The organism is Streptomyces sp. NPDC015220 (assembly GCF_043079345.1).
In the GTDB taxonomy this organism is placed as follows: Bacteria; Actinomycetota; Actinomycetes; order Streptomycetales; family Streptomycetaceae; genus Streptomyces.
This window is the reverse complement of the sequence record NZ_JBIBUK010000005.1, coordinates 51,576-77,896: the sequence shown is the minus strand read 5'-3', so window position 1 is coordinate 77,896 and position 26,321 is coordinate 51,576. Positions and strand designations below refer to the sequence as shown.

Sequence of the window (26,321 nt, the reverse complement as noted above, 5' to 3'; positions counted from 1 at the left end):
GCCCTCGGGAGCATGGATGCCGGCATTCCCGGACCAGGGGCCGCGCGTACGTCCGGGACCTCGTGCCGCCGGAAGCCGGAGCCGGAAGCCGGGCAGGCGGGACGGACGGGCGGGACGGGCGGGACTGGTGTGATGTGCGGGTGCGGGCACGGGACTAGCCTGGGAAGTACTCGGGCGGCCGCTCGGGCCGAGGCGCTCTCCTGGCGCCGACCTTGTGGCCGGGCGGGCGCGCGGCAACGCGTCCACGGCCCTGTTCTCCTCCATGAGGCCGAGGCGCCGCACACAACCGGCGTGCGCATCGAGCCTGTCGCCCCCTTGGCCGGGCGCCACGTCGCATCGCCGGCAGGCCTGTGACCCGGACAGGAGTACCGCGATGACTTGGTATGTGAACGGTACATATCTTGAGAGCTGCAACTGCGACACCGTGTGTCCGTGCACCACCTCCGGTATGACCGCACCCGCCGACAACGAGCGCTGCCAGGTGACTCTCGCGTTCCACGTAGCAAGGGGTGAGGTCGACGGCGTGGACGTGTCGGACCGCAGCGTCGTCGTCTTCGCCGACGCGCCTCGCGTGATGGCCGACGGCGGCTGGCAGGTCGCGCTGTACGTCGACGCCTCGGCCGACGACGGCCAGGCGGACGCGCTGGGCAGGGTCTTCTCCGGACGGGTGGGCGGACCGATGGCGGCGCTCGTCCCCCTCATCGGCGAAGTCCTCGGCGTCGAACGCGTTCCCATCGACTTCCACGACGACGGCCGCCGCCACACGGTGCGGGTGGCGGACGCCATCGACGTCGAGATCGAGGACCAGGTGGCCCCGCAGTTCGGCGAGGACGGTCCCGTGATGGGGCTGACCGGCATGTTCCACCCGGCGAACAGCACGCTGACCATCGCCCGTTCGACGCGGGCCGTCGGCAGTGGCGTGCACGGCCGCTCATGGGACTTCACCGGCCGCAACGCGCACTCGGCGCCCTTCTCGTGGTCGGCGTGACCAGGACGACGATCACGGTCCGGCACGGCGCGCGCCACTCCGGACCGGTGCTGCTCACGGCGGCCGCGGCCTGGGCGTGGGTGGCACTGCGCCGGGGGGACACCGGGTCCGGGACCATGGCCGGGGATCCGGCCGCCTTCATGGGCACGTGGACGATCATGATGGCCGCGATGATGCTGCCGGCCACGGCGCCCGTCGCCTCGTTGTACGCGCGGACGGCCCCCGCCCACCGGACACCGCGCCTGATCGCGTTCACCACCGGCTATGTGCTGGTCTGGGCCGCCGCCGGACTCCCGGCGTACGCCCTGGCCGTCGGCGCGACGCACGTCGCGAGCGCGCGTCCCACGACGGGGACGGCGGTGGCCTCCGCCGTCTTCGCCGTCAACGGTGTCTACCAGCTCACCGCCCTCAAGGACGTCTGCCTCACCAAGTGCCGCTCACCGGTCGGCCTGTTGCTGCGCTACGCGTCGTACCGCGGCCCCTCGCGCCACCTGCGCGCCGGAGCGCATCACGGCGCGTTCTGCCTGGGATGCTGCTGGTCCCTGATGCTGCTGCTCACGGCGTTCGGTGCGATGAACCTGTGGCTCATGGTGGGCCTGGCCGCCGTCGTCACCGCGGAGAAGCGCCTGCCGCGGGGCCGTCCCGTCGCCCGGGTCGTCGGCGTCACCTCGCTGGTGCTCGCGGTCGCCGTCTTCTGGCTCCCCTCGCTGGCTTTCGACCTCACCGGCGGCGGCATGACCGGGATGGGCCCGCGTCACCCGTGACGCGCACCGCGCGGCCGCCGAACGGGCCGCGCGGCCGGTGCCCTGGACCGTGATGGCCGTCCGGTCGGCGGACACGGTCCGGGACGAAGAGGCAGCCGGCCACCGGCGTGCCGGATGCGGGGGCCACCGGGTCGCCGGGCGGCCCGGCTGCCGGGGCGACCCCCGCCGGATGCCGCGCCCGCCCTGCCGGCGCTCGTCAGCCGGTCGCCTTGGCGATGATGCGTCCCATCTCCTCCCGGTCGAAGGCCCGCAGGGTCGTGGAGCGGACGTTGCCGACCCCGTCCAGATGCAGGAGCGCCGCCGTGGCGGTCTCCTCGTCGGGCGCCTCCACGACGGCCACGAGGTCGTAGGGACCGACGGTCCAGTGGATGCTCAGGAGCCTGGCCCCGAGGTTCTGCACCGCTGAGCCGAAGGTCTCGGCGCGCTCCACGGTGTCCTTGTAGTTCCGGACCCCTTGATCGGTCCAGCTCAGCAGGGCGACGTACGTCGGCATGTTCTCCCACCTCCACGAGGCAACACATCGCGAGGTCCAGCCTGGACAACCGGACGGGAGCCCGCGCGGGGTGCGCACCCGAACGAGCGGGACGGGTCACCGCGGGCGCCGGGGCGGACGTCCACGCCCGGCATCAGCTACCGAGGACACCGGGTCGAGGTCTCGCCGCTGTCGCCCGGCGGCCCTCGCGCTCACCGGGCGCCGCTACTGGGCGACCGGTTTCCTGGCGCGTTCGGTCTCGTCCTGCACGAGCAGGGAGAGCAGGGATGCCACGGGGAGGCCGGCCTCCGCCGGGTGGCGCAGGACCCTGTCCGGCTCGATGCGGTAGGTGTTCGTGCGCCCGTCGCGGGTGTGGGAGAGGTAACCGTCCTGCTCGAGATCGGAGATGATCCGCTGCACCGCGCGCTCGGTGAGACGGCAGTGGGCGGCGATGTCCCGGATCCGGACGTTCGGGTTGTCGGCGATCGCGGCCAGCACGCGCGCGTGGTTGGTGATGAACGTCCATCCGGTGTGAGGTTCGGGCACTCCAACCATGGGCGTCATTTTACGGTACCCCGTTGCCTGAACCCAGATACATGACATACTTTTCACGTAATTGCTGACCTGATCCCGCGAGGAAGAGCCGAAGGAGGGTCCCGAAGGTGTCCTGGGACAAGGCCGTCATGCCGAGGCTCATGAGTCACGTCGGCGCAGAACAGTTGCCGGAGCAGGTCGATGGGCCGGCCCAGGGCGGAGGTGCGGTGATCCAGTACGAATGGCGCGGCGCCTGGGTCGTCGTCGCGCACGGCTCCTACGACCTGCACTCGATCACACCTCTGGCGGACGCGCTGGAGACCGCTGCCAGGAAACACCCGAAAGTGGTACTGGACGCCTCCGGCGTCGCCTTCGCGGACTCGGCGCTGCTGAACCTGCTGATCCTCGTCCACCGATCGGTCACCCTGCGGGTGGCCGCGCCGCCGCAACAGCTCCGGCAGCTCCTGGAGATCACCGGGGTCGACACCGTCCTGGAGACACGGGAGACGGTGGACGACGCGGCCCTCTCCTGAGGCCGCACGCGTCCAACGGGTGAATCAGGCGGTCCGGCGAGTGGTGGCCCACCCGGCGGGGGGAAGGTCTTACCCGCGTACCGGACCAGCGACGGGCAGGGAGCGTCCCCATGCCGAAGTTCCTCATCCAGGCCTCCTACACGCCCGAGGGCACGAAGGGGCTGCTCCAGGAGGGAGCGAGTGGCCGCCGCGCCGCCGTCGAACGGGTCGTGGGCGACCTCGGCGGGACGGTCGAGGCCATGTACTTCGCCTTCGGCGAGGACGACATCGTGCTCGTCGTCGACTTCCCCGACGCGGCCTCCATGGCCGCCGTCAGCCTCACCGTCAAGGCCAGCGGCGCCCTGCGCACCCGGGCCACTCCCCTGCTCACCCTCGACGAGATCGACGAGGCCGCCCGCCGGCGGGTCGCCTTCCGCGCCCCCGGCGCGTGAACCGGCCGGCGCCGACAGACGCCCGGCCCGCTTCCGGCGCGTGACCGGAGGGCCGCGAGCCCGGGTACGCCGGCGGGCCCGTGTCCCCGGGCGGCGGCTCCCCCGTCACAGCACGGCCGACCGCGGTGAGCGGTGGGCGGTGAGCGCCCAGATCACCCAGGCGTCCAGGCCGATGGAGATGAGGGCCCACAAGGGCAGGTAGGGCAGCCAGAGGAAGTTGGCGACCAGACTGAGGGAGGCCATGAAGACGCCGAGCACCCGGGCCCACAGGGCGTCCGTGAGGAGGCCGAGCCCGGTGATGACGGCGATCGCGCCCAGGGCCACCAGGACCCAGCCCCAACCGGTCAGATTGAAGCGGAAGACGTAGCTGCCGATGCGCGCGTAGATGCTGTTGGACGCGATGGCCGTGATGCCCTTGAGGATGTTCAGCAGGCCGTCCACCAGCAGCACCACTCCGGCGAACACGGTTCCGCCCGCCGCCCAGGGGCTTGTCCTGTCCTGGTCGCCGACGGTGCTCTGGGGACGGCTTCCCGGCGATGCCGACTGCTGCGTCATGGCGTCGTCCTTCCTGCGGTCGGGTGCGTCCACCGTGTTCGCCCGGAGACCGCGCCACCAGCGGGGAACGGCCGAACGGGTGAACCTCCCGTCCTACGACGTCGCCGTCCGCGCCGCCCCCGGCTCCGTCTCCGGCCCCACCCCCGGTCCCGACTCCAGCTCCTGCTGCTCCTGCTTCACCCGGCGCTCCGCCCCGGCCAGCGCCAGCGTCACCCCGGCCGACGCCGCCGCCATCACCGTCATCGCCACGGCCGGCGAGGTCGCCTGGGCGACGGAGCCCGCCAGCGACGCGCTCACGCCCTGCATCGTGAGCATCCCGGCCGAGTGCAGCCCCAACGCGTGACCGCTCAGCTCGTCGGGGGTCAGGGACATCAGACGCTCCTGCTGGACCAGGCTCGCGCCGAACCCGACGGAGGCCAGTGCCACCAGGCAGGCGGCCACCGGCACGGACGGGCGCAGGACGAACAGGAGGTACGGCGCGGCCAGCAGCCACAGCAGCGGCCTGGCCGCCCGGCGGCGTACGGCGGGCGGCAGCAGACGGCCCACCGTCAGGTCGCCGGCCAGCATGCCCAGGGCCGCGCAGGCGAACAGCGTGCCGGCCGCGCCGGGGGCGTACGGCACGTACAGCGACTCGCAGCCGACCACCAGGCCGTTGGGCAGCCACAGGCCCAGGTAGGTCAGCCGACGCGGACGGTCGGACCACAGACGCGCGTTGGTACGCCAGGTCGCGGCGACCGACGGGCGGCCCGAGGAGCGCGGCGGCCGCCTGCTCAGGCCCAGCCGGACCACCACGGCAGTCGCCGCGTACAACGCCGCCGACAGCAGCAGCGAGACCCTGGGCGACAGCGCCGCCACCAGCGCGCCGCCCACCGCGTACCCGGTGATCTGCATGATCCCGCTCATCATGTTGAACACCGAGCGCCCCAGCAGGTAGCCGTCCCTGCCACCCGCCGCCAGGATCTCGTTCAGCAGACCCCAGCGGACGCCCCCGCCCAGCGAGGCGACCAGCCCCTGGACGAGGACGACCGCGAAGACCGCCCCGAGTGGCAGCCCCGGCAGCGCGAGCACCGCCGTGCCCACCGCGAAGACCAGCGAGATGCCCGCCAGCGCGCTGCGCGGCGGCAGCCGGTCGGCGCCCGAGAGGAACAGGGTCGCGCCCAGCACCTGGGCGAGCGAGAAGCCGAACATGCTCACCGCGGACAGCAACGGTGAGCCGGTCGCCCGGTAGACCAGCGTGCCGAGCGCGAGACCGCTCATCGTCTGGGCGGCGGTCTGGGCGGCGGCGGACAGGAAGAGCGGGGTGAACTCCGGCACGCGGAGCAGATCCTGGTAACTGCGCATGCGCCGGAGTCTCGGACGGGCACGCCGGCGGCCGTTATTGTTTCGCGCGGACGCGAAACATCGCGGGCGCCGTGGGGCGGTGGGGCGTCGCGGGTTCGGACGTCCGGCCGGCACGGCGTGGTGCGGGCGGGACGCCGTGGTCGCGGCGGGCGTGGTGCGGGCCGGACATCGTGGGCGGCGTCGGGACTTCGGGGGAACCGTGGGCTGGTGGCAGGTCAACGCCGACACGCTCGCCGGGAGCCGGTTCGTGCTCTCGCCGCTCGCCGAGACCTTCGCCAGCCTGAAACTGCTGCACGCGGGCGCCGGCGGGCACCCCGGTGAGCAGGCCTGGCTCCGCGCCCACCTGCCCGCCTACCGGCGGCGACTGGCCGACGACCCCGTCACCGCGCTGCTCGTGCGGGCCGGCCTCGGCCGGAACTGGATCGCCGACTTCCTCACCCCCACACCGCGCGACGAGGAGAGCTTCGCGGAAGGGGTGGCGCGGGTCCGCGCGGCCGACCCGGTCGAGACCCGGGCGCATCTGCGGCTCTCCCTCGAAGGACCGGTGCCCGCCGCGCTCGACCGCGACGACCTGCCCGAACGGGCGGCACGGCTGATGGAGTACGTCTGGGCCGACGCCGTACGCCCCTACTGGGACCGGCGACGGCGCGTCCTGGAGGCGGACGTCGTCGCGCGGACCGCGCAGGTGAGCCGGGGCGGCTGGGCCGCCGTGGTGGACGCGCTGCGGCCGGGGACCCGGTGGCTCGGCGACAACCGGCTCCAGGTCAACGCGCACGCGTATCCGCCGCGCGAGATCTCCGGCGCCCAGCTCGTCTTCGTGCCGGTCACCCCGCAGACCGGCTGGGTGTCGTGGGACGAGCGCCGGTACGCCGTCGTCTACCCCTGCGCGGGCGCCCTCGCCGACACCGGCGCCCGGCGCGCCGCCGTCCCCGCCGCCCTCGGCGCGCTGCTGGGCCCGGGGCGGGCCCGGATCCTGGTCCTGCTGGACACGCCGCTCAGCACCACCCAGCTCACCGCCGTGACCGGGCTGGGACTGGGTTCCGTGGGTCGGCATCTGCGGGTGCTGCTCGACGCCGGGCTGGTGGAACGGCGGCGGGCCGGGCGGTCGGTGCTGTACTCACGGACGGGCCCGGGGCAGGTCCTCGTCGATGCGGCGGCGCCTTCGCCGGAGGTCTAGCATCCGCTCATGACCACTGCAGACAGCAACGGCGCCGCTCCCCTCGACGTGGAGATCGGCGCCCTCCAGGGCGGTTCCGCGGACCTGAAGCAGTACGCGGGGCAGGCGGTACTCATCGTGAACGTGGCGTCCAAGTGCGGGCTCACCCCGCAGTACGCCGGCCTCGAACAACTGCACGAGCGTTACGCCGGGCAGGGCTTCACCGTGCTCGGCGTTCCCTGCAACCAGTTCATGGGGCAGGAGCCGGGCAGCGCGGAGGAGATCGCCGAGTTCTGCTCGGCGACGTACGGCGTCACCTTCCCGATGACCGAGAAGATCGAGGTCAACGGCGCGGGACGGCACGAGCTGTACGCCCGCCTGACCGGCTTCGCCGACGCCGAGGGGCACAGCGGGGACATCCGCTGGAACTTCGAGAAGTTCCTGATCGGACGGGACGGCCGGGTCGTCGCCCGGTTCTCCCCGCAGACCACGCCGGACTCCGCCGAACTGGTCGCGGCCGTCGAGGCACAGCTCGCCTGACCGGCACCGGACGGGCGGTGCCCGGTCCGCCGGACCGGCGCCGACCCGGCGGACCCGGCCCGAGTCGCGCTCCGGCCCGGCGGCTCGGGCCGTACGTGTCCGGAGCGCGCCGCGGGCCCGCCCGGAGGGCGGTTCAGCACCGGTCCGGCCCGCGGCTCGGGGCTGGTCCCGGGCGCGGCGCCGGACGGGCGCTCACTTCAGTTCGTCGGGGCACGGGGTGCCCCGCGGCAGCTGGTACGGCGCCGCCAGCCGGTACGTCCCCGCGTGCGGCGCGAGCAGCGTCGTCCACTTGTCGCCCTTGTCGTCCTCCTCGGTCTCCGCCAGGCAGCCGTTGACGTTGTCGAACGTCTTCGGTGTTCCCGGAGTGCGGTGCTTGGAGACCTCGGTCTCCTGGGGCGCCTTGAGCCGCTGGCCGTGTTCGTCGACGATGCTCAGCCAGGGCGAGTACGGGATGCGGATGAGGATGCGGCCCGGCTTGCGGACCTCGATGGTCAGCTCGACCTGCTCGGCGCGGTCGACGACCGCGTTGGGCTCGGCGAGCGGCTTGGGGTCGGTCACCGCGAACAGCTGCCAGTTGGCGTCGCCCCAGACCTGCCGCAGGTAGGGCTGGCCCTGCCGCACCAGCTCGCGTTCGCGCTGGCCGCCGTCGCCGTCCGGTTCGCCCTTGGGCAGCACCACGTAGTGCACCGCCCAGCGCTGGAGCCACTCGTGGTAGTTCGCCGAGTTGAGCGTGTCGTCGTAGAAGAGCGCGTTGCGCTTCATGTCGGCCTGGCGGTTCCAGCCGCGGGCCAGGTTGACGTACGGCGCCAGCGCGGAGGCCTCGCGGTGGGACCGGGCCGGGACCACCTCGACCCGGCCCTTCTCCGCGTCGACCTTCTGCAACTGGTGCACCAGGGGCGCCAGCTCGTGCGACCAGGAGGCGGCGGGCGCCGTGTTGATGACGTCGTCGACCGACTTGAAGCCGATCCAGCCGGCGAAACCGACCATGGCCAGCACGATCGCGTACCACTTGCGCGAGCGCGGCACCGCGAAGGGCAGCGCCGCCACCATGATCACCCCGCCGAACAGCATCGCCAGCCGGGTGATGTTGGAGCCGATCTGGGAGCTGATCACCCAGACCCCGACGACCGACAGGGCGTAGACCCAGGACGTGATGCGGACCGTCTTCCAGTCCCGGGGGACGAGGACGGCGGCGAGGATCGCGTAGAGGAGGGGCAGGGACGCCGAGCCGAACCCCATCGGCTGGGTGCCGGAGAAGGGGAACAGCAGCGCCGAGACGGCCACCACCGCGGCGGGCGCCAGGCCCAGCGCCCATGCGCCGGGGCGGCGTTTCTGCAGGAACATCGCGACCGCGACCAGGCCCACGAACAGGCCCGCCACGGGGGACGCCATGGTGGCGAGCGCGGCCAGCGGGGCCGCGACCAGCGCCTTCGCCCAGCGTCTGCGGCGCCAGCGGTGCGGCCAGCAGAAGACGGCCGCGACCGCGCCCAGCGCGAACACCATGCCCAGGCCGAACGTCACCCGGCCCGACAGCGCGTTGCACAGCAGCCCGAAGACTCCGGCCAGCGCGGCCCACAGGGGGTTCTTCACCGGGCGGCTGCGGATCAGGACCAGGGTCAGCAGACCCGCGGTCACCGTGCCCGCGATCATCATCGTCGTACGGACGCCGAGGACCGACATCAGATACGGCGACACCATGCTGTACGAGACGGCGTGCATCCCGCCGTACCAGGCGAGGTTGTACGCCGAGTCCGGGTGCCGGCCGACGAACTCGGCCCAGGCGTCCTGCGCCGCGAGGTCGCCGCCGCTGTTGGCGAACGCGAAGAACCAGACGATGTGCAGCACACCGGACAGAGCGGTGACGGAAAGGACCGGGTGCCTCAGCATCCGCTCCCGGAGCGCCATGACGGCGGCCCGGGCCCGCGACCGCTTCCCGGCGCGGGCACCGACGGCGGCGCCTGTCGTGCCGATGCCGACGGCACTCGTGCCGACGCCGGCGTCCGCCCCACCGCCACCCGGACACGGGCGATCATGCCCCGTACCGTCCGGAGATGTTGCTATTCGCGGCCCGGCTCCCGGGCCCGGCTCGGCGTCGTCGGCGCGTGTCGGCTCCGCAGTGGCCACCTGAAGGCACTCCCCGTGTCCCGTCCTCTGTTCGCGGCCGCGTCCCGCGACCGGCGACGTGCCCCGTTTCGTGACGCTAGCACGCACCCCGCCGGGGAACCTCCGGGTGGGGCTCCCTGACGGGGTGCGCGGGATTCGCCGTACGGCCGGCGGGTCAGCCGATGCGGGTCAGCTTGTCCGTGAATCCGGGCTCGGCTAGGTCCGTCTTCAGGGCGACCGGGACCCGGATCGCACCGCCCGAGCCGCCGTCGCCGACGGTGAGCGTGCCCACCCGGGTGCCGGCCTTCGCCGAGTGCGGCACGGTGGTGGCGGCGAAGGACAGCTTCACCTTGGAACCGGCCCAGCCGACCGCGGTGACGTCCTCGGTGACCACGACCGTGGTCCGGCCGCCGAGCTTGTCGTCGACGTACCCGACGACGTCGCCCTTCTTGAGGATCTTCGCGGAGGTCAGCGCCTCCTCGGCGCCGAGCAGCGCGGTCTTGCTGACCTGGTTGACCGTGTCGAGGATCGACGGCTTGTGCTGGCCGAGGATCGCGCCGACGACGGTGACCGTCTGGCCGCCGACCTTCTTGCGGGCGGCGAAGAGCAGGTTGCCGCCGGCCGCCGTGGTGGTGCCGGTCTTGATGCCGATCGCTCCGACCCAGTAGGGCAGCGAGTTGTAGTTCGGCCAGTTGTGCCCGCTGGGGTCGGTCCAGCTGGCCGCGCCGGTGATGGCGACCATGGCCGGGATCCGCACGACAGCGTTGCCGAGCTTCACCTGGTCCTCGGCCGTGGAGACGGTGGTCTTGGTCAGACCGGAGGGATCGGTGTAGGTGCTGTTGGTCATCCCGAGTTCCTTGGCGGTGGCGTTCATCTTCTTGACGAACGCCTCCTCCGACCCCGCGTCCCAGCGCGCCAGCAGCCGCGCGATGTTGTTCGCGGAGGGGATCATGACGGCGGACAGCGCCTGCTTCTCGGTGAGGAAGTCGCCGGCCTTGACCGTGTTGAGCGTGGACTCGTCCCCGGTCTTGTCGTAGCCGCCCTCCTTCTCCGCCTGCGGGTCCACCTCGATCTTCGGCCCTTCCTGACCGGGCTTCAGCGGGTGGTCCCTGAGGATGATGTACGAGGTCATGGTCTTGGCGACGGAGCCGATGGCCGCCGGCGTCTGCTTGCCGAAGTGGTCCATCGTGCCGACGCCGGTGACGTCCATCCAGCCCTGGCCCTCGTCCGGCCAGGGCAGGTTCACCTTGTCACCGGCGAAGGTGTAGCTGTCCTTGGCCGTGAGCGTGAGGCCGGGCGCGGGCAGCGGGCGCACGGCCTGCACGATCGCGAAGACGATCAGCAGGAGCACGACCAGCGGCGTCCAGATCTTCACCCGGCGCACCGTGGTGCGCAGCGGGGTCTCCGGCGGCGGCGGGGTGTTGGTCAGCTCGGCCAGCAGGTCCAGCGGGGGCTTGGGGGGCAGCGGCTGCTGGGTGGTGCGCTCGGGGCCGGCCTGCGCGGCGCCGGGAGCGGCGGCGGCCGGGGTGACGACGGTCGCGGGACCGGTCGGCCCGCCCTTCGGCGGCTGCGGCTTGCCGGAGGCGGGCGTCGGCTGCGTCCGCGGCTTGCCCGGACCCTGCTCCGGCTCCGCGTCCGAGTCCCGGCCCGGCTTCGACGGCGGCTTGCGGGTCTCGGGGGCGTCGAGGGGCTTGAGAGCGACGAACTTGCTGGTGCGCTCGGCGTCGGACTCGGGGGCGGACTTCTTCTCGCCCGTCCGCTCCGCCCGCTGCCCGGGCTTCCGATCGCCCTTCTCCTCGGACTTCTCCTCGCCCTTCTTCCCGTCCTTCTTGTCGCCGCCCAGCTTGAGCATGGTGGTGGGCTGGTCGACGGGTGGCTTGGGCGCCTTGAAGACCGCGGTGGGCTGGTCGACCGGCGCCTTGGCCTTGGCCCCGGGCTCCACGCCGGACGCGCGCTCGGCTCCGGGCTCGGGCTCGGCGTCGGGCTTGTCCTCGGCCGCCGACTCGGACTCGGCACCGGGCTTGTCCTCCGCCGCCGACTCGGACTCGGCACCGGGCTTGTCCTCCGCCGCCGACTCGGACTCGGCACCGGACTCGGACGTGTCCTCGTCGCCGCCGTCGGCTTCCGCGTCCTCCGCTTCGGCCTCGGCCTTTCCGGACTCCCCGGCCGCCCCGTCCGACTTCCCGGCGTTCTCGGCGCCCTTCTCCGGGGCGTCGGCAGCCGCCGGGTCCTCGTCGCCGTCCTCGGAGTCCTCGGCGTCCGCGCGCAGGCGTGCGTCATCCGGCGCGCCGGGCTTCCCGTCCTCGTCGGCGCCCTCGCCCTCGCCGTCCTTCGCGGCGTTCCCGCTCTTTCCCGCGCCCGCGGCCGGATCCGTCTCGGTCGCGCCCTCGTCGGTCGCGTCCTCCTCGTCCGTCGCGTCGGCGTCCGTCGCGTCCTCGTCGGCGTCCGTCTTGACGTCCCGTACGGAAAACACCCGAGTGGCCGTATCCACGCCGCCGCGCCGTTCAGCCGTGTCGGACGACCCGCTCGTCCCGGACGTACCGGAGTCCCCCGCCAGGGCGAGGCGCGGGTCGCGGGCGTCGCGTGCCTCACTCCTGACCTCGGGAACCGGACCCGCGCTCCCCGACGTCGGTTCTGCCGACGACTCGCGCTGCTTCGACCTGTCGGGGGACTCGCCCGCCACCGATGCCTCCTCCATGTGCCACACACCCCACGTGCGGCTACCGAACCGTGAACCGCCACCCGGACGCCGGTCGTGCCGAACCGGCCGTACCACTTGGTCGTACCGTTGTCCGAACCATGTACCAGTGTCCTGTCTGCGGTCCAAACCGAACCGGAAGACGAGAACGACATACCTACTGGTTCCACTACGAAGTGGTCACGCACCCTCGACAGACCAATGTGAGAGGGGTCACCCTGTCATTCATCCACGCGGGGAGGCATGGATGGGCAGGAGCCGCAGAACACTTCCGGAGGAGCTTCTGCTGCTGGCACTGGACCCGGCCACGGGTACCACTGCGCAGCCGCAGTCGCTCGACCTGGGTCTGGCCGGAGCGCAGCTAGTGGAGCTGGCGCTGGCCGGACGGATAGCCCCAGACGGGGATCGTATCGCCGTGGTGGTGCCACGGCCGACAGGAGATCCGACACTGGACTGCGCGTTGGAGTTGCTGCGAAGGCGCGGCGCTCCGGTACGGGCCGTCCACTGGATCGGCGGACCCCGTCTCGGGCTCCGCCAGACCTACCTCTCGCACCTGGAACGGTGCGGCATGGTCGCCGCCGTGCCCGGCCAGATGTGCGGGGTGCTGCCGACGACGCGTTACCAGGCGACGGACACCGCCATCAGCCGGGAGATCAGGTCCCGGCTGGACTCCGCGATCCGCACCGGCGTGCCGCCGGACCCGCGGACCGCGGCGCTCGCCGCGCTGGCGCACGCCGTCGGCCTCGGCAAGCACCTGTACCCGGGCAACGAGGGCCGCTCGTCGCGCTCCCGGCTGCGCGACCTGATCAGGCACGACCCCATGGGCGGTCTCGTGGCGCACGCCGTGATGGACGTGCAGAACGGGGTGGCGGCCCAGCCGCGCCGCGGTCAGGCCCCGGCCGGCCGGCCGGCCGCCGCGGCCAGGCCCGCGCCGGAACCAGCCCACGGTGTTCCGATGCAGCCGCACCACGGCTCCATGGCACGCGTCGTGGCCCACTGAGACCACGCCACGGGGTCCGGCGGCACACGCACGAAGCGCGGCACGCGCGCCGCAGGGCGAGCGCACGACCGCACCGCAGCACAAGCGCGCGACACCGCAGGACAGGTGCGCACCACCGCACCGCAGGCCAGGTGCACGACACCACCGGCCGAACACCCGACACCGCACCGCGCTCCGAGCGCGCGACACGCGCACACCGGAGCACCCGCGGCACAACAGCACAGCAGCACAGCGCGAGCGCCGCACCGCACGTCCCCAGACCCGGTTCCGGGAGCCGCTGGTCGAGCGGGGTGGCGAGACCCCACGGTCTCGCCACCCCGCTCGGCCGTCTCGTCACCGGTTCCTCCACCGGCGCTCGGCCGCCCGCCCGGGCCGTCGCCCTCAACGCGAACTGGCGTGCAGGCGGCGCATATCCGGCGTTTCCCAGCGGTAGAAAGCACCTTGGTGGCAGTCTGCTCAACAGCAGATACGCAAAGTAGAGGAACGCAGCCGGAGGTGCACGTCCCGTGGCGTCCAATGTCAACCCCACCGTCAGGCGGCGCCGGCTGGGCCAGGAGCTGCGCAGGCTCCGGGAGCTCAAGGGCATGACGGCCGAGGAGGTGGCGGAGCGGCTGCTGGTGTCGCAGTCGAAGATCAGCCGCCTGGAGAACGGGCGGCGCAGCATCAGCCAGCGTGACGTCCGCGACCTGTGCGGAGTCTACGAGGTGGAGGACCACCGGATCGTGGACTCGCTGATGCAAATGGCCAAGGACTCGCGTCAGCAGGGCTGGTGGCACTCCTTCGGCGACATCCCGTACAGCGTCTACATCGGCCTGGAGACGGACGCGGCCAGCCTGCGGGTGTACGACCCGCAGGTCGTACCGGGCCTGTTGCAGACCCGCCAGTACGCGGAGGCGCTGATCGCCGGCGCGCTGCCGGAGACCGCGCCCGCCGACATCGACAAGCGCGTCCAGGTCCGGATGCGGCGGCAGGAACGAATCTCCGCCGCGGAGAACCCGTTGCGCCTGTGGACCGTCCTCGACGAGGCCGCGCTGCGCCGCACCGTCGGAGACCGCAACCTGATGCGGGACCAGTTGGAGCACCTGGTGGAGCAGTCCCAACTGCCGCACGTGACCGTGCAGGTGATCCCCTTCGACATGGGCGCCCACCCCGGCCTGAACGGCCAGTACGCCATCCTGGAGTTCCCCGACGCGGCGGACTCCAGCGTCGTCTACATCGAGGGCGTCACCAGCGACCTGTACCTGGAGAAGGCCAATGACGTGCAGAAGTACAGCGTGATGTACGAGCACCTGCGGGCGCAGGCCCTGAACGTGGAGCAGTCGCGGCAGTTCATCGCGGACATCGCGAAGGAGAACGCACGCTGAGAGGGCGGAAAATTACACCCTCACCAAGCTCTTACAGAAGACCTGGGGAAAAAGTCCATCCGGTCGAGTGAACGGCTTCTTCTGAGGCCGAGAGTGGCGAGTAGCGTCGATCACGCCATCGAGCAAGAACGTTGGCGTGAACCGCGCTGTGGGTTCCCGACGCGTCGTGCGGTGACAGCAACTCAACCACTCCACTCGCAATCCGGAGCAGAAATGGCAATTCGTCAGGGCGCCACGGAGACGTGGACCAAGTCCTCGTACTCCACTGGCAACGGCGCGTGCGTCGAGGTCAAGTCACCGGTGGTCGCGGCCATGGCGGTCCGGGACTCCAAGGTCCCCGAGGGGCCGGTGCTTGACTTCCCGACCGACACGTGGAACTCGTTCGTGCGCTCGATCAAGGCGTGAGAGGGAGGGTCTCACCGATCCTCCCGCGTCCCGATCGGCTACCGGCGCAGGCGCCGCCGCACCACGATACGGCGACCGGCACCACCGCCCCGCCGGGGAACACCGAGCACCACCAGGCATCACCGCACCACTCGGCGACGCCGAGCACCACCACCCAGCACCACCCTGAGCCCTCTCGACGAGCCCGCCGTCCTTGCCGAGGGGGCTCTTTTTCGGCCTGTCACGGTTCATGTAGATGAACAAAGGTCAGCACATCGAACATTTTTGCCCGCTCTTGACCTTCCGCTCGCTTGTCGTGCTCACGCGAGCGAACCCAGGATGAGCGGGCACTTCGCGGCCTGCCTCGCCCCTACCCCACTCAGGCGAAGTGCCAACCAGCTGAGCGGAGTTCACAAGGCGGACCCTGGAAGGGGAGCACATGAACGGTCTCGACTGGGCCGTGCTCATCGGCTACTTCGGCGTGATGGTCGCGATCGGCGTCTGGTCGCACAAACGGGTGGACGACGTCAGCGACTTCTTCACCGCGGGCGGCAAGATGCCCTGGTGGCTGTCCGGCATCTCGCACCACATGTCGGGCTACAGCGCGGTGATGTTCACCGGATACGCGGGCATCGCCTACACCTACGGCGTCACCTCCTTCGTCACCTGGTCCTTCCCGATCGCGCTGGGCGTCGCGATCGGCTCCAAGCTGTTCGCGCCGCGCGTCAACCGCCTGCGCTCCCGGCTCCACGTGGCCTCGCCACTGGAGTACCTGAAGAACCGCTACAACCTGCCGACCCAGCAGGCACTCGCCTGGTCCGGCATGCTGCTGAAGATCGTCGACGTGGGCGCCAAGTGGGCCGCCATCGCCACCCTGTTGTCCGTCTTCACCGGGGTGAGCCTCAACCAGGGCATCCTCATCACCGGCGCGATCACCGCCGTCTACTGCACGATCGGCGGCCTGTGGGCGGACGCGCTGACCGAACTCGGCCAATTCGTCATCCAGTTGCTCGCCGGACTGTCCATGTTCGTGGCGGTGCTCCTGAAGCTGAACGACAAGGGCATCGGCCTCCTCGGCGCCTGGGACGAGCCGGCCCTGCACGGCCACGGAAAGCCCCTGGTCGGCCCGTACGGGACGGTCTTCCTCCTGGCCTTCCTCTTCATCAAGCTCTTCGAGTACAACGGCGGCATGCTCAACCAGGCCCAGCGCTACATGGCGACCGGCAGCGGCCGCCAGGCCGAGCGCTCGGCCCGGCTGTCCGCGCTCCTGTGGCTGGTCTGGCCGGTCGTCCTCTTCTTCCCGATGTGGGTGTCACCGCTGCTGGTGCACGCGCGGAAGCCGGACGGCTCCGACTCCTACGCCCTGATGACCGAGCAGCTGCTCCCGCACGGCCTGCTGGGCCTGGTCATCGTCGGCTTCTTCTCGCACACGATGGCCATGTGCTCCTCCGACGCCAACGCCATCGCCGCCGTCTTCACCCGGGACGTGGCGCCGGCGCTCTCCCGGCGGGCGCGGAGCTGGGGGCAGCGATCGGGCCTGGTCGCGGCCCGGACGACGACCGTCGTCTTCCTCGGCCTGTCGATGGCGGTCGCCACCCAGGTCAACTCCCCCGCCTTCAAGGACATCATCACGGTCGTCATCAAGTGGGTCGCGGGCCTGATGGGCCCCATCGCCATCCCGATGATGCTGGGCCTGCTGCGCCCGTTCCGCCGCTCCGGCCCCACGGCCGCGCTCACCAGCTGGGCGCTGGGCCTGCTGGCCTTCTGGCTGGTGAACTACCCGATCAACTGGAACGTCGACGGCGGTGTCCCGCTTCAGTACCAGGTGTCGGTGCCGCTCGCGGTCTCCCTGGTCCTCTACGTCCTCGTCGGCCACCTCAAACCGGAGGACACCCCGGAACGGCTCGCGATCATCGAACGGGTCAACACCGACGACGACGGCTCCTCGGCGGCGGCCGCCGCGATCCCGACGCCGGCGGGCGCGGGCGACGACGTGGTGGGCACCCAGCCGTCGTAGGCGGCAGGCCGGGCGCCCAACCGTCGTAGTCGGCAGGGTGGCACCCAGCCGTCGTAGTCGGCGGGCCGGAAACCCGGCCGTCGCGGCCGGCACGGGGGCCGCGCGCGCCCCGCGTCCCGACCGGAACCCGTCGTGCGACGGAACCCGCCGCGCGGACGACACCGGCCCTGTCCGCCCCGGACGACACCGGTCCTGTCCGCCCCGGAAGAGAGCCCCGCCGGCGCCTACCCCGTCCCCCTGGGATACCGGGCCAGCCATCCCGGAGCCGACCCCCCGGGCCCGTGCAGCGCGGGCCCCTGGGTCATCTCCATCGCGAAGTCGTCCGCCAGGACCAGCAACGTGGGTCGGCCCTCCAGCTCGGCCATCCAGGCCGGCGGGAGGGCCGTCTCGCCGTGCAGGGCGCCGAGCAGACCGCCGGTGAGCGCGCCGGCCACGCCCGAGGGCCCGCTCTGGTTCACCGCGAGGCACAGCCCGTGCCGTACGTCCTCACCGACGAGGGCGCAGTACACGGCCACGGCCAGCGGCCCCGCCGCGCCACCCTCCCCCGCCAGCTCCGCCACCCGGCCCGGAGACGGCATGCCCTGCCGCACCGCGCCCAGTGCGTGCTGGAGGGCGTCCGACACCGGCTGGTGCCCCGGTCGTACGGCGAGCAGCGCCAGCGCCTTCTGCACGGCGCCGTCCAGGCTGTCCCCCCGCGCCAGGGCGTGCACCACAGCGGCGTACGCCCCGGCCGCGAGACAGGCGACCGGATGCCCGTGCGACTGTGCGGCGCACTCCACGGCGAGCTGCACGACGAGCTGCGGTTCCCACCCGACGAGCAACCCGAACGGCGCCGACCGGGCTGCCGCCTCCGGCCCCGGCTCCCCCGGGTTCTTGGGCGCCTCCAGCGTCCCCATGATCTCGTCCCCGAACCCGATGAGCAGCGCCCGCGTCGGCCCGCGCCGGGCGTAGAGCCACTCCTCCCGGGCCAGCCACCCGTCCTCCGCCCGCCGCTCGTCGGGTCCCCAGTCCCGCTGGGTCGCCGCCCACCGCAGATAGGCCCGGTGCAGATCGGTCGGCGGATGCCAGGCGCCGGTGTCCCGCCGCACCTGCGCCCGGATGAGCCCGTCGACCGAGAAGAGGGTGAGTTGGGTCAGGTGGGAGACCGCGCCGCGCCGCCCGTGGACGGGCAGCAGATCGACGACTCCCTCGGGGCCGTGCGCCTCCCGGATCTCCTCCAGCCCCAGCCCGTCCACCGCCGCCCCCAGCGCGTCCCCCAGCGCCGCTCCGAGCAGCGTGCCACGCACCCGGCTGCGGAAGTCCTGCTGCTCCGCACGCCCCCAGACGGCACCGGACGTCGTACTCACCCAGACCTCCTCCGCGGCACCGTCCGTACGTACGACAGTGGAGCACTGTAATCGAACGGGAACGGTCTGTTCAGGCAACGGATCGGAGTGGTCGCGACGCGCGGCGCACCGGGCGAGTGTCGGGCCCGGGTCGGGACGCCGACGGGTAACGGGTCCGGGCCGGCACGCCGAGGCGGACGCGCGGGCGGCGACGGCGGGCGGACGTGTCCCGGAATCCCCACTCGCCCGCCCGGCAGGCCGGAACCGGCAGCCACCGGACCGCGAGCGGCCACCACCGGAGCGGGACCGGCAGCCATCGGACCAGGGGCGACCGTCACGGAACCGGGACCGGCCACCACCGGACCAGGGTGACCGCCACCGAACCGGGAGCGTCGTCAGTCGACGACCACGACCCTGGTGCCCTTGGAGGCGAACGCCCACAGGGCCGTGCCGTCGGCCTTGCCGGTCCGGACGCCGCCCGTCTTGATGCCGGCGGCGACCGGCGGGGGCGAGGAGCCGTCCACGGCGTTGCTGAAGGCGATGAAGACGCCCGACTTGCCCGCGAAGTACATGATGTGCTCGATCTGTATGCCGTCGGAGCCCTTGTTGGCGTCCTTGCGCTGGGAGATCGCGTAGGCGCCCGGGTCCGGGCTCACCGTGCCCGGCCAGACGGCGAAGGTGCGGACCGGCATGCCCCGCTCGTCCATCAGCCAGACGCGCTTGAGGGCGAGGGAGTAGACGACACGGCGGCCCGTGCCCGAGTCGGCCGGGGCCTCGGGCGGGGCGGCGGGTTTGGGGGAGGCCGCCGGACGGTGCGCGCCCGCCGACGCCGACGTGCTCGGACGGACGGCGGCGGCCGTCGGGTGCGGGCCGTTCTCGGCCTGGACCGTGAGTACGGCGACCGCCGCGACCGCTCCCACGGTCAGGCCGCTGACCCAGGCCCACGAAGGTATTCGGGCAGGCATGGGCACGCATCTCCTCGGCTACTCAGCTGTTCGACCCCCAGGAACGGTCGGAACATCGTACTGTGGGCGGCCTCCCCCACGGTTCACTCCAGTACCGGCAACAGCTCCGGCAGGTGGCCGTCCGACGCCGCCGCCGCCCGCTGCCGCTCCTCGGGGACCTCGCCGTAGACCGTCGTACGCGGCTTCGCCGGCCGGCCGGCCGCCTCCGCCACCGCGACCAGGTCCTTGACCGACTTGTACGAGCCGTACGACGAACCCGCCATCCGGGAGATCGTCTCCTCCATGAGCGTGCCGCCCAGGTCGTTCGCGCCCGAGCGGAGCATCTCCGCCGCGCCCTCCGAACCCAGCTTCACCCAGCTCGTCTGGATGTTCGGGATCCAGGGGTGCAGCAGCAGGCGCGCCATCGCCGTGACGGCCCGGTTGTCCCTCGTCGTCGGGCCGGGACGGGCGATGCCGGCCAGGTAGACCGGGGCGTTGGTGTGGATGAAGGGGAGCGTCACGAACTCGGTGAAGCCGCCCGTGCGCCGCTGGATGCCGGCCAGGGTGCGGAAGTGGCCCAGCCAGTGCCGGGGCTGGTCCACATGGCCGTACATCATCGTCGAGGACGAGCGGATGCCCAGCTCGTGCGCCGTCGTCACCACCTCGGTCCACGTCGCCGTCGGCAGCTTGCCCTTGGTCAGGACCCAGCGGACCTCGTCGTCCAGGATCTCGGCGGCGGTCCCGGGGATCGTGTCCAGCCCCGCCTCCTTCGCCGCCGTCAGCCACTCGCGGATCGACATGCCGGTACGCGTGGCGCCGTTCACCACCTCCATCGGGGAGAAGGCGTGCACGTGCATGCCGGGAACGCGCTCCTTCACCGCCCGCGCGATGTCGAAGTACGCCGTGCCGGGCAGGTCCGGATGGATGCCGCCCTGCATGCACACCTCGACCGCGCCGACGTCCCAGGCCTGCTGCGCCCGGTCCGCGACCTGCTCCAGGGAGAGGGTGTACGCGTCGGCGTCCGTGCGCCGCTGCGCGAAGGCGCAGAAGCGGCAGCCCGTGTAGCAGACGTTGGTGAAGTTGATGTTCCTCGTCACGATGTACGTCACGTCGTCGCCCACCGCGGACTTCCGCACGTCGTCCGCGATCCGGCACAGGGCGTCCAGGGCCGGACCGTCCGCGTGCAGCAGGGCCAGCGCCTCGGCGTCGGTCAGCCGGGTCGGGTCGTCGGCGGCCGTGCGCAGCGCCTGCCGTACGTCCGTGTCGATGCGCTCCGGCGCCATGCCGGGGGCGGCCGCCTCGCGCAGTGCGTCCCAGTCGCCGTACACCTCGTCGAAGTCGTCGCGGCGGTCCGACGTGCGGCCCTCGGTGTCGATCGACGCGTGCAGGTCCGTGCGTCCGGAGGAGGTGAACGCCTCGTCCGGTTCCTGCCAGGGGTGTCCCTCGACCGTCGCGTCCTCACGCGCCAGGCCGGTCGCCGGGTCGGCCAGCGCCCGCACGTGCGGCAGCAGACGCGGATCGAGCCAGGGCTCGCCGCGGACGACGAACTCCGGGTAGACGCAGAGCCGTTCGCGCAGCTCGAAGCCGGCCGCCCGGGACTTCTCGGCGAGCTGGTCGATCTGCGGCCAGGGCCGCTCCGGGTTGACGTGGTCGATGGTGAGCGGGGAGACCCCGCCCCAGTCGTCGATGCCGGCGCCGATGAGCCGTTCGTACTCCGCGTCGACCAGGTTGGGCGGGGCCTGGAGGCAGGCGCTCGGACCCATGATGAGCCGGGCCACCGCGACCGTGGCGACCAGGTCGTCCAGCTCCGCGTCCGGCATGCCGCGCATGGCCGTGTCCGGCTTGGCGCGGAAGTTCTGGATGATCAGCTCCTGGAGGCCGTGGTAGGCGCGGGCGACCCTGCGCAGCGCGAACAGGGACTCCGCGCGCTCCTCGTAGGTCTCGCCGATGCCGATCAGGATGCCGGAGGTGAACGGCACGGAGGAACGGCCGGCGTCCTCCAGCACCCGCAGCCGTACGGCGGGCTCCTTGTCCGGGGACCCGTGGTGCGGGCCGCCGGGCTCGGACCACAGCCGGGTCGCGGTGGTCTCCAGCATCATGCCCATCGACGGCGCGACGGGCTTCAGTCGCTGGAAGTCCGTCCAGGTCATGACGCCCGGATTGAGGTGGGGCAGCAGCCCGGTCTCCTCCAGGATGCGGATGGAGACGGCGCGGACGTAGGCGATCGTGTCGTCGTAGCCGTGCGCGTCGAGCCACTCGCGCGCCTCGGGCCAGCGGTCCTCGGGCTTGTCGCCGAGGGTGATCAGGGCTTCCTTGCAGCCGAGTTCCGCGCCTCGGCGGGCGATGTCCAGGACCTCGTCGGGGGACATGAACATCCCGTGCCCGGCGCGGCGCAGCTTGCCGGGGACGGTGACGAAGGTGCAGTAGTGGCACTTGTCCCGGCACAGCCGGGTCAGCGGGATGAAGACGCTCTTGGAGTAGGTGATGACGCCGGGGCGGCCGGCGGCCTCCAGGCCCGCGTCGCGCACCCGTGCGGCGGACGCGGCGAGGTCGTCCAAGTGCTCACCTCGGGCCTGGAGCAGCACCGCCGCCTCACCGGCGTCCAGGGCGACCCCGTCCCGTGCCCGTTTGAGGGCGCGACGCATGGAGTTCTCGGTGGGCCCGGTTCCGGAGGTCGCGGAAGTCGTCATCCCTTGAGCATACGATCGCGGTGATCAGGCGGTTCGCCGTGGCCGGTCCGGCCGCCGCCCGGTGTCCTCCCGGAGGCGGCCGCTCGCGGGGCCGGGGCGGCGCGTCGGCCGGGCCGGCGGACCGTGCCGGTGCGGACCGGACGGGCGGGTGCGCCGGCCGGACAGCGGGCGCCGCCTCGACGGCGGGAACATGTGAGGACCTTGTAAGACAGGGCCCCTCCACCTGTGATCGCTGTCTCCCAGAGCTGACGCATCTGCCATGAACAAGGCAAACTGGCCTCTCGGTTGTGGTTTGTTCGGCAGGTGGCCAGGGGGCAGCGATGGACGGTGTACCGGGAGTGCCTGAGCAGCGGGGTCCCGGAGCGTCGGCGGCACTGCGCTTCGGCGTGCTCGGCCCGGTGCGCGCCTGGCGCGGCGAGGAGCTGCTGCCCACCGGCTCGCCACAGCAACGCGCCCTGCTGGCCGCGCTCCTGCTGCGCGAGGGCCGTACGGCGACGGCGTCCGAACTGATCGACGCGCTGTGGGGCGAGGAACCGCCCTCGCAGGCGCTGGCGGCGGTACGCACCTACGCCTCCCGGCTGCGCAAGGTCCTCGACCCGGGGGTGCTGGTCAGCGAGTCGGGCGGCTACGCCGTACGCGGCCTGGGAGAGGGCGCGCTCGACCTGGTGGCCGCCCAGGACCTGGCGGCGGAGGCCGACAAGGCCCGCTCGGCCGGTGACCTGGCCCGCGCCCGGGAGGCCCTGCGGGACGCGCTCGACCTGTGGGACGGCGAACCACTGGCCGGGCTGCCGGGCCCCTACGCCGAGGCACAGCGGGCGCGCCTCCAGGAGTGGCACCTCCAACTCCTCGAAGCCTGCCTGGACATGGACCTGGAACAGGGCTGCCACGCGGAGGCGGTCTCCGAACTCACGGCCCTCACGGCCGCCCACCCCCTCCGTGAACGCCTGCGCGAACTGCTGATGCTCGCCCTCTACCGCAGCGGCCGGCAGGCCGAGGCGCTCGCGGTCTACGCCGACACGCGCCGCCTCCTCGCCGACGAGCTGGGCGTGGACCCCCGCCCGGAGCTCAGCGACCTCCAGCAGCGCATCCTCCAGGCCGACCCCGCCCTGGCAGAGCCGTCCGCGCCCGCCCCGGCGCCCAAGCCCGCACCGGTACGCCCGGCCCAGCTCCCGGCCACCGTCCCCGACTTCACCGGACGCGCCGCCTTCGTGGTCGAACTGAGCGAGGTGCTGGCGTCGGCGGACGGCCGGGTGATGGCGGTGTCGGCCCTGGCGGGCATCGGCGGCGTCGGCAAGACCACGCTCGCCGTCCACGTCGCCCACCAGGCGAGGGCCGCCTTCCCCGACGGCCAGCTCTACGTCGACCTCCAGGGCGCGGGCTCGCGGGCGGCCGAACCGGAGACGGTCCTGGGCTCCTTCCTGCGCGCCCTGGGCACCCCGGACTCCGCGGTCCCGGACTCCCTGGAGGAACGGGCGGCCCTCTACCGCTCGGTCCTGGACGGCCGCCGGGTCCTCGTCCTGCTGGACAACGCCCGGGACGCCGCCCAGGTCAGACCCCTCCTGCCGGGCACGGAGGGCTGCGCCGCACTGGTGACGTCCCGGGTGCGGATGGTGGACCTGGCGGGAGCGCACCTGGTCGACCTGGACGTGATGAGCCCCGAGGAGGCGCTGTCGCTGTTCACGAAGATCGTGGGCGACGAACGGGTGGCCGCCGAGCGCGAGGCGGCCCTGGACGTGGTCGCCGCCTGCGGCTTCCTCCCCCTGGCCATCCGCATCGCGGCCTCCCGGCTGGCGGCGAGGCGGACCTGGACGGTGTCCGTGCTCGCGGCCAAGCTGGCGGACGAGCGACGCCGTCTGGACGAGCTCCAGGCGGGGGACCTGGCGGTCAAGGCGACCTTCGAACTGGGCTACGGCCAGCTTGAGCCGTCCCAGGCCCGCGCCTTCCGCCTCCTGGGCCTGGCCGACGGCCCCGACATCTCCCTCGCGGCGGCGGCGGCGGTCCTCGACCTCCCGGCGGAGGAGACCGAGGACCTCCTGGAAGTCCTGGTCGACACCTCCCTGCTGGAGTCGGCGGCCCCCGGCCGCTACCGCTTCCACGACCTCGTCCGCCTCTACGCCCGCGCCTGCGCCGAACGCGACGAACACCCGCCGAGCGAACGCGACGCGGCGATGTCACGGCTGCTCGACTTCTACCTGGCCACGGCGGCGGGCGTCTACGCGATCGAGCGGCCCGGGGAGCGCGTACTGGAACACATCGCCACCACGCAGCACCCCGGGCTGTCCTTCTCCAACCGGGACCGGGCGCTGGAGTGGCTGTTCAGCGAGTCCAACTGCCTCCTGGCCTGCGCCCGGCAGGCGGCGTCCGCGGGGATGCAGCGAAAGGCCGCCGACCTCCTGATGGCCGCGGTGGACCTGGGCGAGTCGGGGGCGAACTCCCTTCAGTTCACGCAGGCGGCATCCGCGGTGAGCGATGCGGCGCGTACCGTCGGCGATCCCTGGGCCGAGGGCAGGGCCCGCACGATGCTGACCCATGTCCACAGTGTGTCCGGGCGTTTCGCCGAGGCGGAGGCCGAGGGCGAGCGGGCCGACGAGCTCGGCCTGGCGGCAGCCGACCCCGTCGCGAGCGGTCAGGCCCCGAACCAGCGCGGCATCATCGCGCTCTACGAAGGACGCCATGTCGACGCGGAAGCCCATTTCGAGCGCGCGCTCGAAGCCTTCCGCGCGGACTCCAACCAGCCCGGCGTCGCGGCGGCGCTCTGCAACCTCTCCCGCGTCCACCTGGCCAGTGGCCGGACGGACAGCGCCGTGGCGCTCGCACTGCACGGTGTGCAGATCTACGAGCAGGACATCACCGGCCAGGCGCTACGGCTCGCCAACGGCAAGTACGCCCTGGGCCTCGCCCTGACCACCGCCGGCCGCACGACGGACGCGCGGAACGCCCTCCTGGCCGCGCTGGAGGTGTTCCGCAAGAGCCGGCAGTTGCTGTGGCACGGCATGACACTGTTCCGGCTGGCGGAACTGGATCTCGCCGACCGCGCACCCGCGTCCGCCGCCTCCCACGCCGAGCAGGCGTTGGCGCTGCTCCGCGGCATCGGCGGTGACTGGCGACGGGCGAACGTCCTGACCGTGCTCGGCCGCGCACTGGCGTCCATCGGGCACACCGACCGGGCGCACGTGTGCTGGCGGGAGGCACTCACCGTCTTCGAGGAACTCGGCTCCCCCGAGGCGGACGAGGTACGCGCTCTCCTCCAGCCGGCCGCCGTCGCCTGACCCCGGCGGTCCCGGCGTTCATCATTCGTTTATCGCGGACCGGCACTCTCATGAGTGCCGGTCCGCCGCGTCGGGGGGCAGACGGACCGGCTCTTCGGCCACACCGCTAGGGTGACGGCCTTGCAAAACCCGTCCGGCGACCCTCGGGGGAGTCGCCGGACGGGCGTGTCCGATCCTGCACAGAATTCAGGGAGTTGACCGTCATGGCCGACAACACTGGTGAGATCAAGCCGAACGACGCGCACGCCACGGACGAGAAGCTGGTTCCTCTCGACGCGCACGCCACCGGTGAGAAGCTCAAGCCGGCGGACGCGCACGCCACCGGCGAGGAGATCACCACCCTCGACGCCCACGCGACGGTCGAGCGTCCCAACTAGTTTTCCTTCGCACGGGGGAGGGGCCGCGGCGGCGCGGAGGGGGAGCCGCCGCGGCCCACGTGTTCCAGCACCCCATTTGCGTCAAGATCAGGCGCGATACATTCGATCACTCGAACCTGTGCCCGGTCGCCCTTAGCTTCAGTCTGTACTTCGACCGTTCTGCTTAGGAGTTCGAGTGACTCGCACCAAGAAGGCCCTCGTCACCGTCACGATCGCGGCCGCGGCCACTCTCGGAACGACGCTGCCGGCGTTCGCCGACGGCCACGCCACGGGGACTCCGGTCACCACCAACGACTACCACGCCACGGGAACCACGGTGACCACCAACGACTACCACGCCACCGGAACCCCGGTCACCGCCAACGACTACCACGCCACGGGCGTCTCGGAGTAGCCGCCGCGGGTTCCGACGCACCGTGCGCCGGGGGACGCACAGTGCGCCGGGGGGACGGGCCCGGCCTCGTCCCCCGGCGGGACGGGCCCGGCTTCGTCCCCAGTCGTCGGCCTCTCAGCCCGTCGCCCGGCCCTCCTCCGCCAGCTCGCACCACACCGTCTTGCCCTCCGCCCGCCGCTCCACGCCCCACCGCGTCGCCACGGCGTCCAGCAGCGCGAGACCCCGGCCGGACTCGTCCTCGTCCGCCGCGCGCACGAGGACGGGGAGCGCCCGGGGGTCCGGGTCACCGACCTCGACCCGCATCCGGCCCCCGTCCAACCGGGCCACCCGCACCCGCACCGCCGTCCCCTCCCCCACGTGCCGGCACGGCCCGCCGCAGCCCGGGCACCGCCTCGGGGAACGCAAGCAGCTCCAGTCGCAGCTGAGGAAGCGCGGGGGCGTT

23 protein-coding genes are annotated in these 26,321 nt (G+C 72.4%); 13 read left to right on the top strand and 10 right to left on the bottom strand.

From position 1 onward, the window contains the following. The first annotated feature begins 373 nt into the window (after positions 1-373). Both ACF061_RS14030 and ACF061_RS14025 read left to right on the top strand, forming a co-directional pair. Positions 374-988 (top strand): DUF1326 domain-containing protein, encoded by a 615-nt coding sequence (locus ACF061_RS14030; RefSeq protein WP_392267111.1) that lies wholly within the window; start codon positions 374-376, stop codon positions 986-988. Then, complete coding sequence (locus ACF061_RS14025; RefSeq protein WP_392267110.1) at positions 985-1,752, top strand: DUF2182 domain-containing protein; 768 nt, start codon at positions 985-987, stop codon at positions 1,750-1,752. The genes ACF061_RS14030 and ACF061_RS14025 overlap by 4 nt, the downstream gene beginning before the upstream one ends. Positions 1,753-1,948: 196 nt before the next feature. On the opposite strand, the gene ACF061_RS14020 is transcribed toward ACF061_RS14025, so the two are convergent. Then, positions 1,949-2,245 carry a GYD domain-containing protein gene (locus ACF061_RS14020; protein ID WP_392267109.1) on the bottom strand — a complete coding sequence of 99 codons (297 nt, stop codon included), beginning with the start codon at positions 2,243-2,245 and terminating at the stop codon, positions 1,949-1,951. A 204-nt stretch (positions 2,246-2,449) separates the two neighbouring features. Next, positions 2,450-2,779 (bottom strand): helix-turn-helix transcriptional regulator, encoded by a 330-nt coding sequence (locus ACF061_RS14015; protein ID WP_392267108.1) that lies wholly within the window; start codon positions 2,777-2,779, stop codon positions 2,450-2,452. Positions 2,780-2,886: 107 nt separating this feature from the next. On the opposite strand from ACF061_RS14015, the gene ACF061_RS14010 reads away from it, so the two are divergent. Together ACF061_RS14010 and ACF061_RS14005 are read left to right on the top strand one after the other, a co-directional pair. After that, positions 2,887-3,291, top strand: coding sequence for an STAS domain-containing protein (locus ACF061_RS14010; protein ID WP_392267107.1), 405 nt, complete (start codon positions 2,887-2,889; stop codon positions 3,289-3,291). Positions 3,292-3,401: 110 nt separating this feature from the next. Next, positions 3,402-3,722, top strand: a complete 321-nt coding sequence (locus ACF061_RS14005) for a GYD domain-containing protein (RefSeq protein ID WP_392267106.1) — start codon at positions 3,402-3,404, stop codon at positions 3,720-3,722. A gap of 105 nt (positions 3,723-3,827) precedes the next feature. Here ACF061_RS14005 and ACF061_RS14000 read toward each other — a convergent pair whose 3' ends face one another. After that, a complete protein-coding gene (locus tag ACF061_RS14000; RefSeq protein WP_392267105.1) occupies positions 3,828-4,277 on the bottom strand; it encodes a hypothetical protein in 450 nt (149 codons plus the stop codon). A gap of 93 nt (positions 4,278-4,370) precedes the next feature. Then, on the bottom strand, positions 4,371-5,618 hold the full coding sequence (locus ACF061_RS13995; protein WP_392267104.1) for an MFS transporter: 1,248 nt from the start codon (positions 5,616-5,618) through the stop codon (positions 4,371-4,373). 199 nt (positions 5,619-5,817) lie between these two features. On the opposite strand from ACF061_RS13995, the gene ACF061_RS13990 reads away from it, so the two are divergent. Together ACF061_RS13990 and ACF061_RS13985 are read left to right on the top strand one after the other, a co-directional pair. Next, positions 5,818-6,795, top strand: coding sequence for a helix-turn-helix domain-containing protein (locus ACF061_RS13990; RefSeq protein ID WP_392267103.1), 978 nt, complete (start codon positions 5,818-5,820; stop codon positions 6,793-6,795). Between the two features lie 9 nt (positions 6,796-6,804). Continuing rightward, complete coding sequence (locus tag ACF061_RS13985; protein ID WP_392267102.1) at positions 6,805-7,314, top strand: glutathione peroxidase; 510 nt, start codon at positions 6,805-6,807, stop codon at positions 7,312-7,314. A 192-nt stretch (positions 7,315-7,506) separates the two neighbouring features. On the opposite strand, the gene ACF061_RS13980 is transcribed toward ACF061_RS13985, so the two are convergent. Together ACF061_RS13980 and ACF061_RS13975 are read right to left on the bottom strand one after the other, a co-directional pair. Continuing rightward, positions 7,507-9,438 carry an MFS transporter gene (locus tag ACF061_RS13980; RefSeq protein ID WP_392267101.1) on the bottom strand — a complete coding sequence of 644 codons (1,932 nt, stop codon included), beginning with the start codon at positions 9,436-9,438 and terminating at the stop codon, positions 7,507-7,509. A 154-nt stretch (positions 9,439-9,592) separates the two neighbouring features. Continuing rightward, complete coding sequence (locus ACF061_RS13975) at positions 9,593-12,115, bottom strand: D-alanyl-D-alanine carboxypeptidase (RefSeq protein ID WP_392267100.1); 2,523 nt, start codon at positions 12,113-12,115, stop codon at positions 9,593-9,595. A gap of 247 nt (positions 12,116-12,362) precedes the next feature. On the opposite strand from ACF061_RS13975, the gene ACF061_RS13970 reads away from it, so the two are divergent. The 4 genes from ACF061_RS13970 to ACF061_RS13955 all read left to right on the top strand — a co-directional run bounded on the left by ACF061_RS13970 (position 12,363) and on the right by ACF061_RS13955 (position 16,880). Then, on the top strand, positions 12,363-13,115 hold the full coding sequence (locus tag ACF061_RS13970) for a GPP34 family phosphoprotein (protein ID WP_392267099.1): 753 nt from the start codon (positions 12,363-12,365) through the stop codon (positions 13,113-13,115). 506 nt (positions 13,116-13,621) lie between these two features. Continuing rightward, on the top strand, positions 13,622-14,479 hold the full coding sequence (locus tag ACF061_RS13965) for a helix-turn-helix domain-containing protein (protein ID WP_392267098.1): 858 nt from the start codon (positions 13,622-13,624) through the stop codon (positions 14,477-14,479). Positions 14,480-14,692: 213 nt separating this feature from the next. Beyond that, a complete protein-coding gene (locus ACF061_RS13960) occupies positions 14,693-14,884 on the top strand; it encodes a DUF397 domain-containing protein (RefSeq protein WP_392267097.1) in 192 nt (63 codons plus the stop codon). 418 nt (positions 14,885-15,302) lie between these two features. Beyond that, the gene (locus ACF061_RS13955; protein ID WP_392267096.1) at positions 15,303-16,880 is read left to right on the top strand and encodes a sodium:solute symporter family protein; all 1,578 of its coding nucleotides are present in this window, start codon (positions 15,303-15,305) and stop codon (positions 16,878-16,880) included. 224 nt (positions 16,881-17,104) lie between these two features. On the opposite strand, the gene ACF061_RS13950 is transcribed toward ACF061_RS13955, so the two are convergent. From ACF061_RS13950 to ACF061_RS13940, 3 genes are all read right to left on the bottom strand, one after another. Next, a complete protein-coding gene (locus ACF061_RS13950; RefSeq protein WP_392267095.1) occupies positions 17,105-18,226 on the bottom strand; it encodes an ADP-ribosylglycohydrolase family protein in 1,122 nt (373 codons plus the stop codon). A gap of 374 nt (positions 18,227-18,600) precedes the next feature. Further along, on the bottom strand, positions 18,601-19,170 hold the full coding sequence (locus tag ACF061_RS13945; RefSeq protein ID WP_392267094.1) for a hypothetical protein: 570 nt from the start codon (positions 19,168-19,170) through the stop codon (positions 18,601-18,603). A gap of 83 nt (positions 19,171-19,253) precedes the next feature. Continuing rightward, the gene (locus ACF061_RS13940) at positions 19,254-21,839 is read right to left on the bottom strand and encodes a bifunctional FO biosynthesis protein CofGH (protein WP_392267093.1); all 2,586 of its coding nucleotides are present in this window, start codon (positions 21,837-21,839) and stop codon (positions 19,254-19,256) included. A 320-nt stretch (positions 21,840-22,159) separates the two neighbouring features. Here ACF061_RS13940 and ACF061_RS13935 point away from each other — a divergent pair, with 320 nt between their 5' ends. The 3 genes from ACF061_RS13935 to ACF061_RS13925 all read left to right on the top strand — a co-directional run bounded on the left by ACF061_RS13935 (position 22,160) and on the right by ACF061_RS13925 (position 25,879). After that, positions 22,160-25,108 (top strand): BTAD domain-containing putative transcriptional regulator, encoded by a 2,949-nt coding sequence (locus ACF061_RS13935; protein WP_392267092.1) that lies wholly within the window; start codon positions 22,160-22,162, stop codon positions 25,106-25,108. Positions 25,109-25,311: 203 nt separating this feature from the next. Beyond that, positions 25,312-25,485 (top strand): hypothetical protein, encoded by a 174-nt coding sequence (locus tag ACF061_RS13930; RefSeq protein ID WP_392267091.1) that lies wholly within the window; start codon positions 25,312-25,314, stop codon positions 25,483-25,485. A 175-nt stretch (positions 25,486-25,660) separates the two neighbouring features. After that, a complete protein-coding gene (locus tag ACF061_RS13925) occupies positions 25,661-25,879 on the top strand; it encodes a hypothetical protein (RefSeq protein WP_392267090.1) in 219 nt (72 codons plus the stop codon). A 114-nt stretch (positions 25,880-25,993) separates the two neighbouring features. Here ACF061_RS13925 and ACF061_RS13920 read toward each other — a convergent pair whose 3' ends face one another. Next, positions 25,994-26,218: an ATP-binding protein gene (locus ACF061_RS13920; RefSeq protein ID WP_392267089.1), complete on the bottom strand. Its 225-nt coding sequence runs from the start codon at positions 26,216-26,218 to the stop codon at positions 25,994-25,996. Positions 26,219-26,321: the final 103 nt, after the last annotated feature.

What these genes read in the sequence shown, in the direction of transcription:
- ACF061_RS13975 (WP_392267100.1), bottom strand. Translation starts at nt 12,115, where the DNA reads ATGGAGGAGGCATCGGTGGCGGGCGAGTCCCCCGACAGGTCGAAGCAG.
- ACF061_RS13970 (WP_392267099.1), top strand. Translation starts at nt 12,363, where the DNA reads ATGGGCAGGAGCCGCAGAACACTTCCGGAGGAGCTTCTGCTGCTGGCA.
- ACF061_RS13960 (WP_392267097.1), top strand. Translation starts at nt 14,693, where the DNA reads ATGGCAATTCGTCAGGGCGCCACGGAGACGTGGACCAAGTCCTCGTAC.
- ACF061_RS13940 (WP_392267093.1), bottom strand. Translation starts at nt 21,839, where the DNA reads ATGACGACTTCCGCGACCTCCGGAACCGGGCCCACCGAGAACTCCATG.
- ACF061_RS14020 (WP_392267109.1), bottom strand. Translation starts at nt 2,245, where the DNA reads ATGCCGACGTACGTCGCCCTGCTGAGCTGGACCGATCAAGGGGTCCGG.
- ACF061_RS13935 (WP_392267092.1), top strand. Translation starts at nt 22,160, where the DNA reads ATGGACGGTGTACCGGGAGTGCCTGAGCAGCGGGGTCCCGGAGCGTCG.
- ACF061_RS14005 (WP_392267106.1), top strand. Translation starts at nt 3,402, where the DNA reads ATGCCGAAGTTCCTCATCCAGGCCTCCTACACGCCCGAGGGCACGAAG.
- ACF061_RS14030 (WP_392267111.1), top strand. Translation starts at nt 374, where the DNA reads ATGACTTGGTATGTGAACGGTACATATCTTGAGAGCTGCAACTGCGAC.
- ACF061_RS13955 (WP_392267096.1), top strand. Translation starts at nt 15,303, where the DNA reads ATGAACGGTCTCGACTGGGCCGTGCTCATCGGCTACTTCGGCGTGATG.
- ACF061_RS13995 (WP_392267104.1), bottom strand. Translation starts at nt 5,618, where the DNA reads ATGCGCAGTTACCAGGATCTGCTCCGCGTGCCGGAGTTCACCCCGCTC.
- ACF061_RS13930 (WP_392267091.1), top strand. Translation starts at nt 25,312, where the DNA reads ATGGCCGACAACACTGGTGAGATCAAGCCGAACGACGCGCACGCCACG.
- ACF061_RS13985 (WP_392267102.1), top strand. Translation starts at nt 6,805, where the DNA reads ATGACCACTGCAGACAGCAACGGCGCCGCTCCCCTCGACGTGGAGATC.
- ACF061_RS14015 (WP_392267108.1), bottom strand. Translation starts at nt 2,779, where the DNA reads ATGGTTGGAGTGCCCGAACCTCACACCGGATGGACGTTCATCACCAAC.
- ACF061_RS14000 (WP_392267105.1), bottom strand. Translation starts at nt 4,277, where the DNA reads ATGACGCAGCAGTCGGCATCGCCGGGAAGCCGTCCCCAGAGCACCGTC.
- ACF061_RS13945 (WP_392267094.1), bottom strand. Translation starts at nt 19,170, where the DNA reads ATGCCTGCCCGAATACCTTCGTGGGCCTGGGTCAGCGGCCTGACCGTG.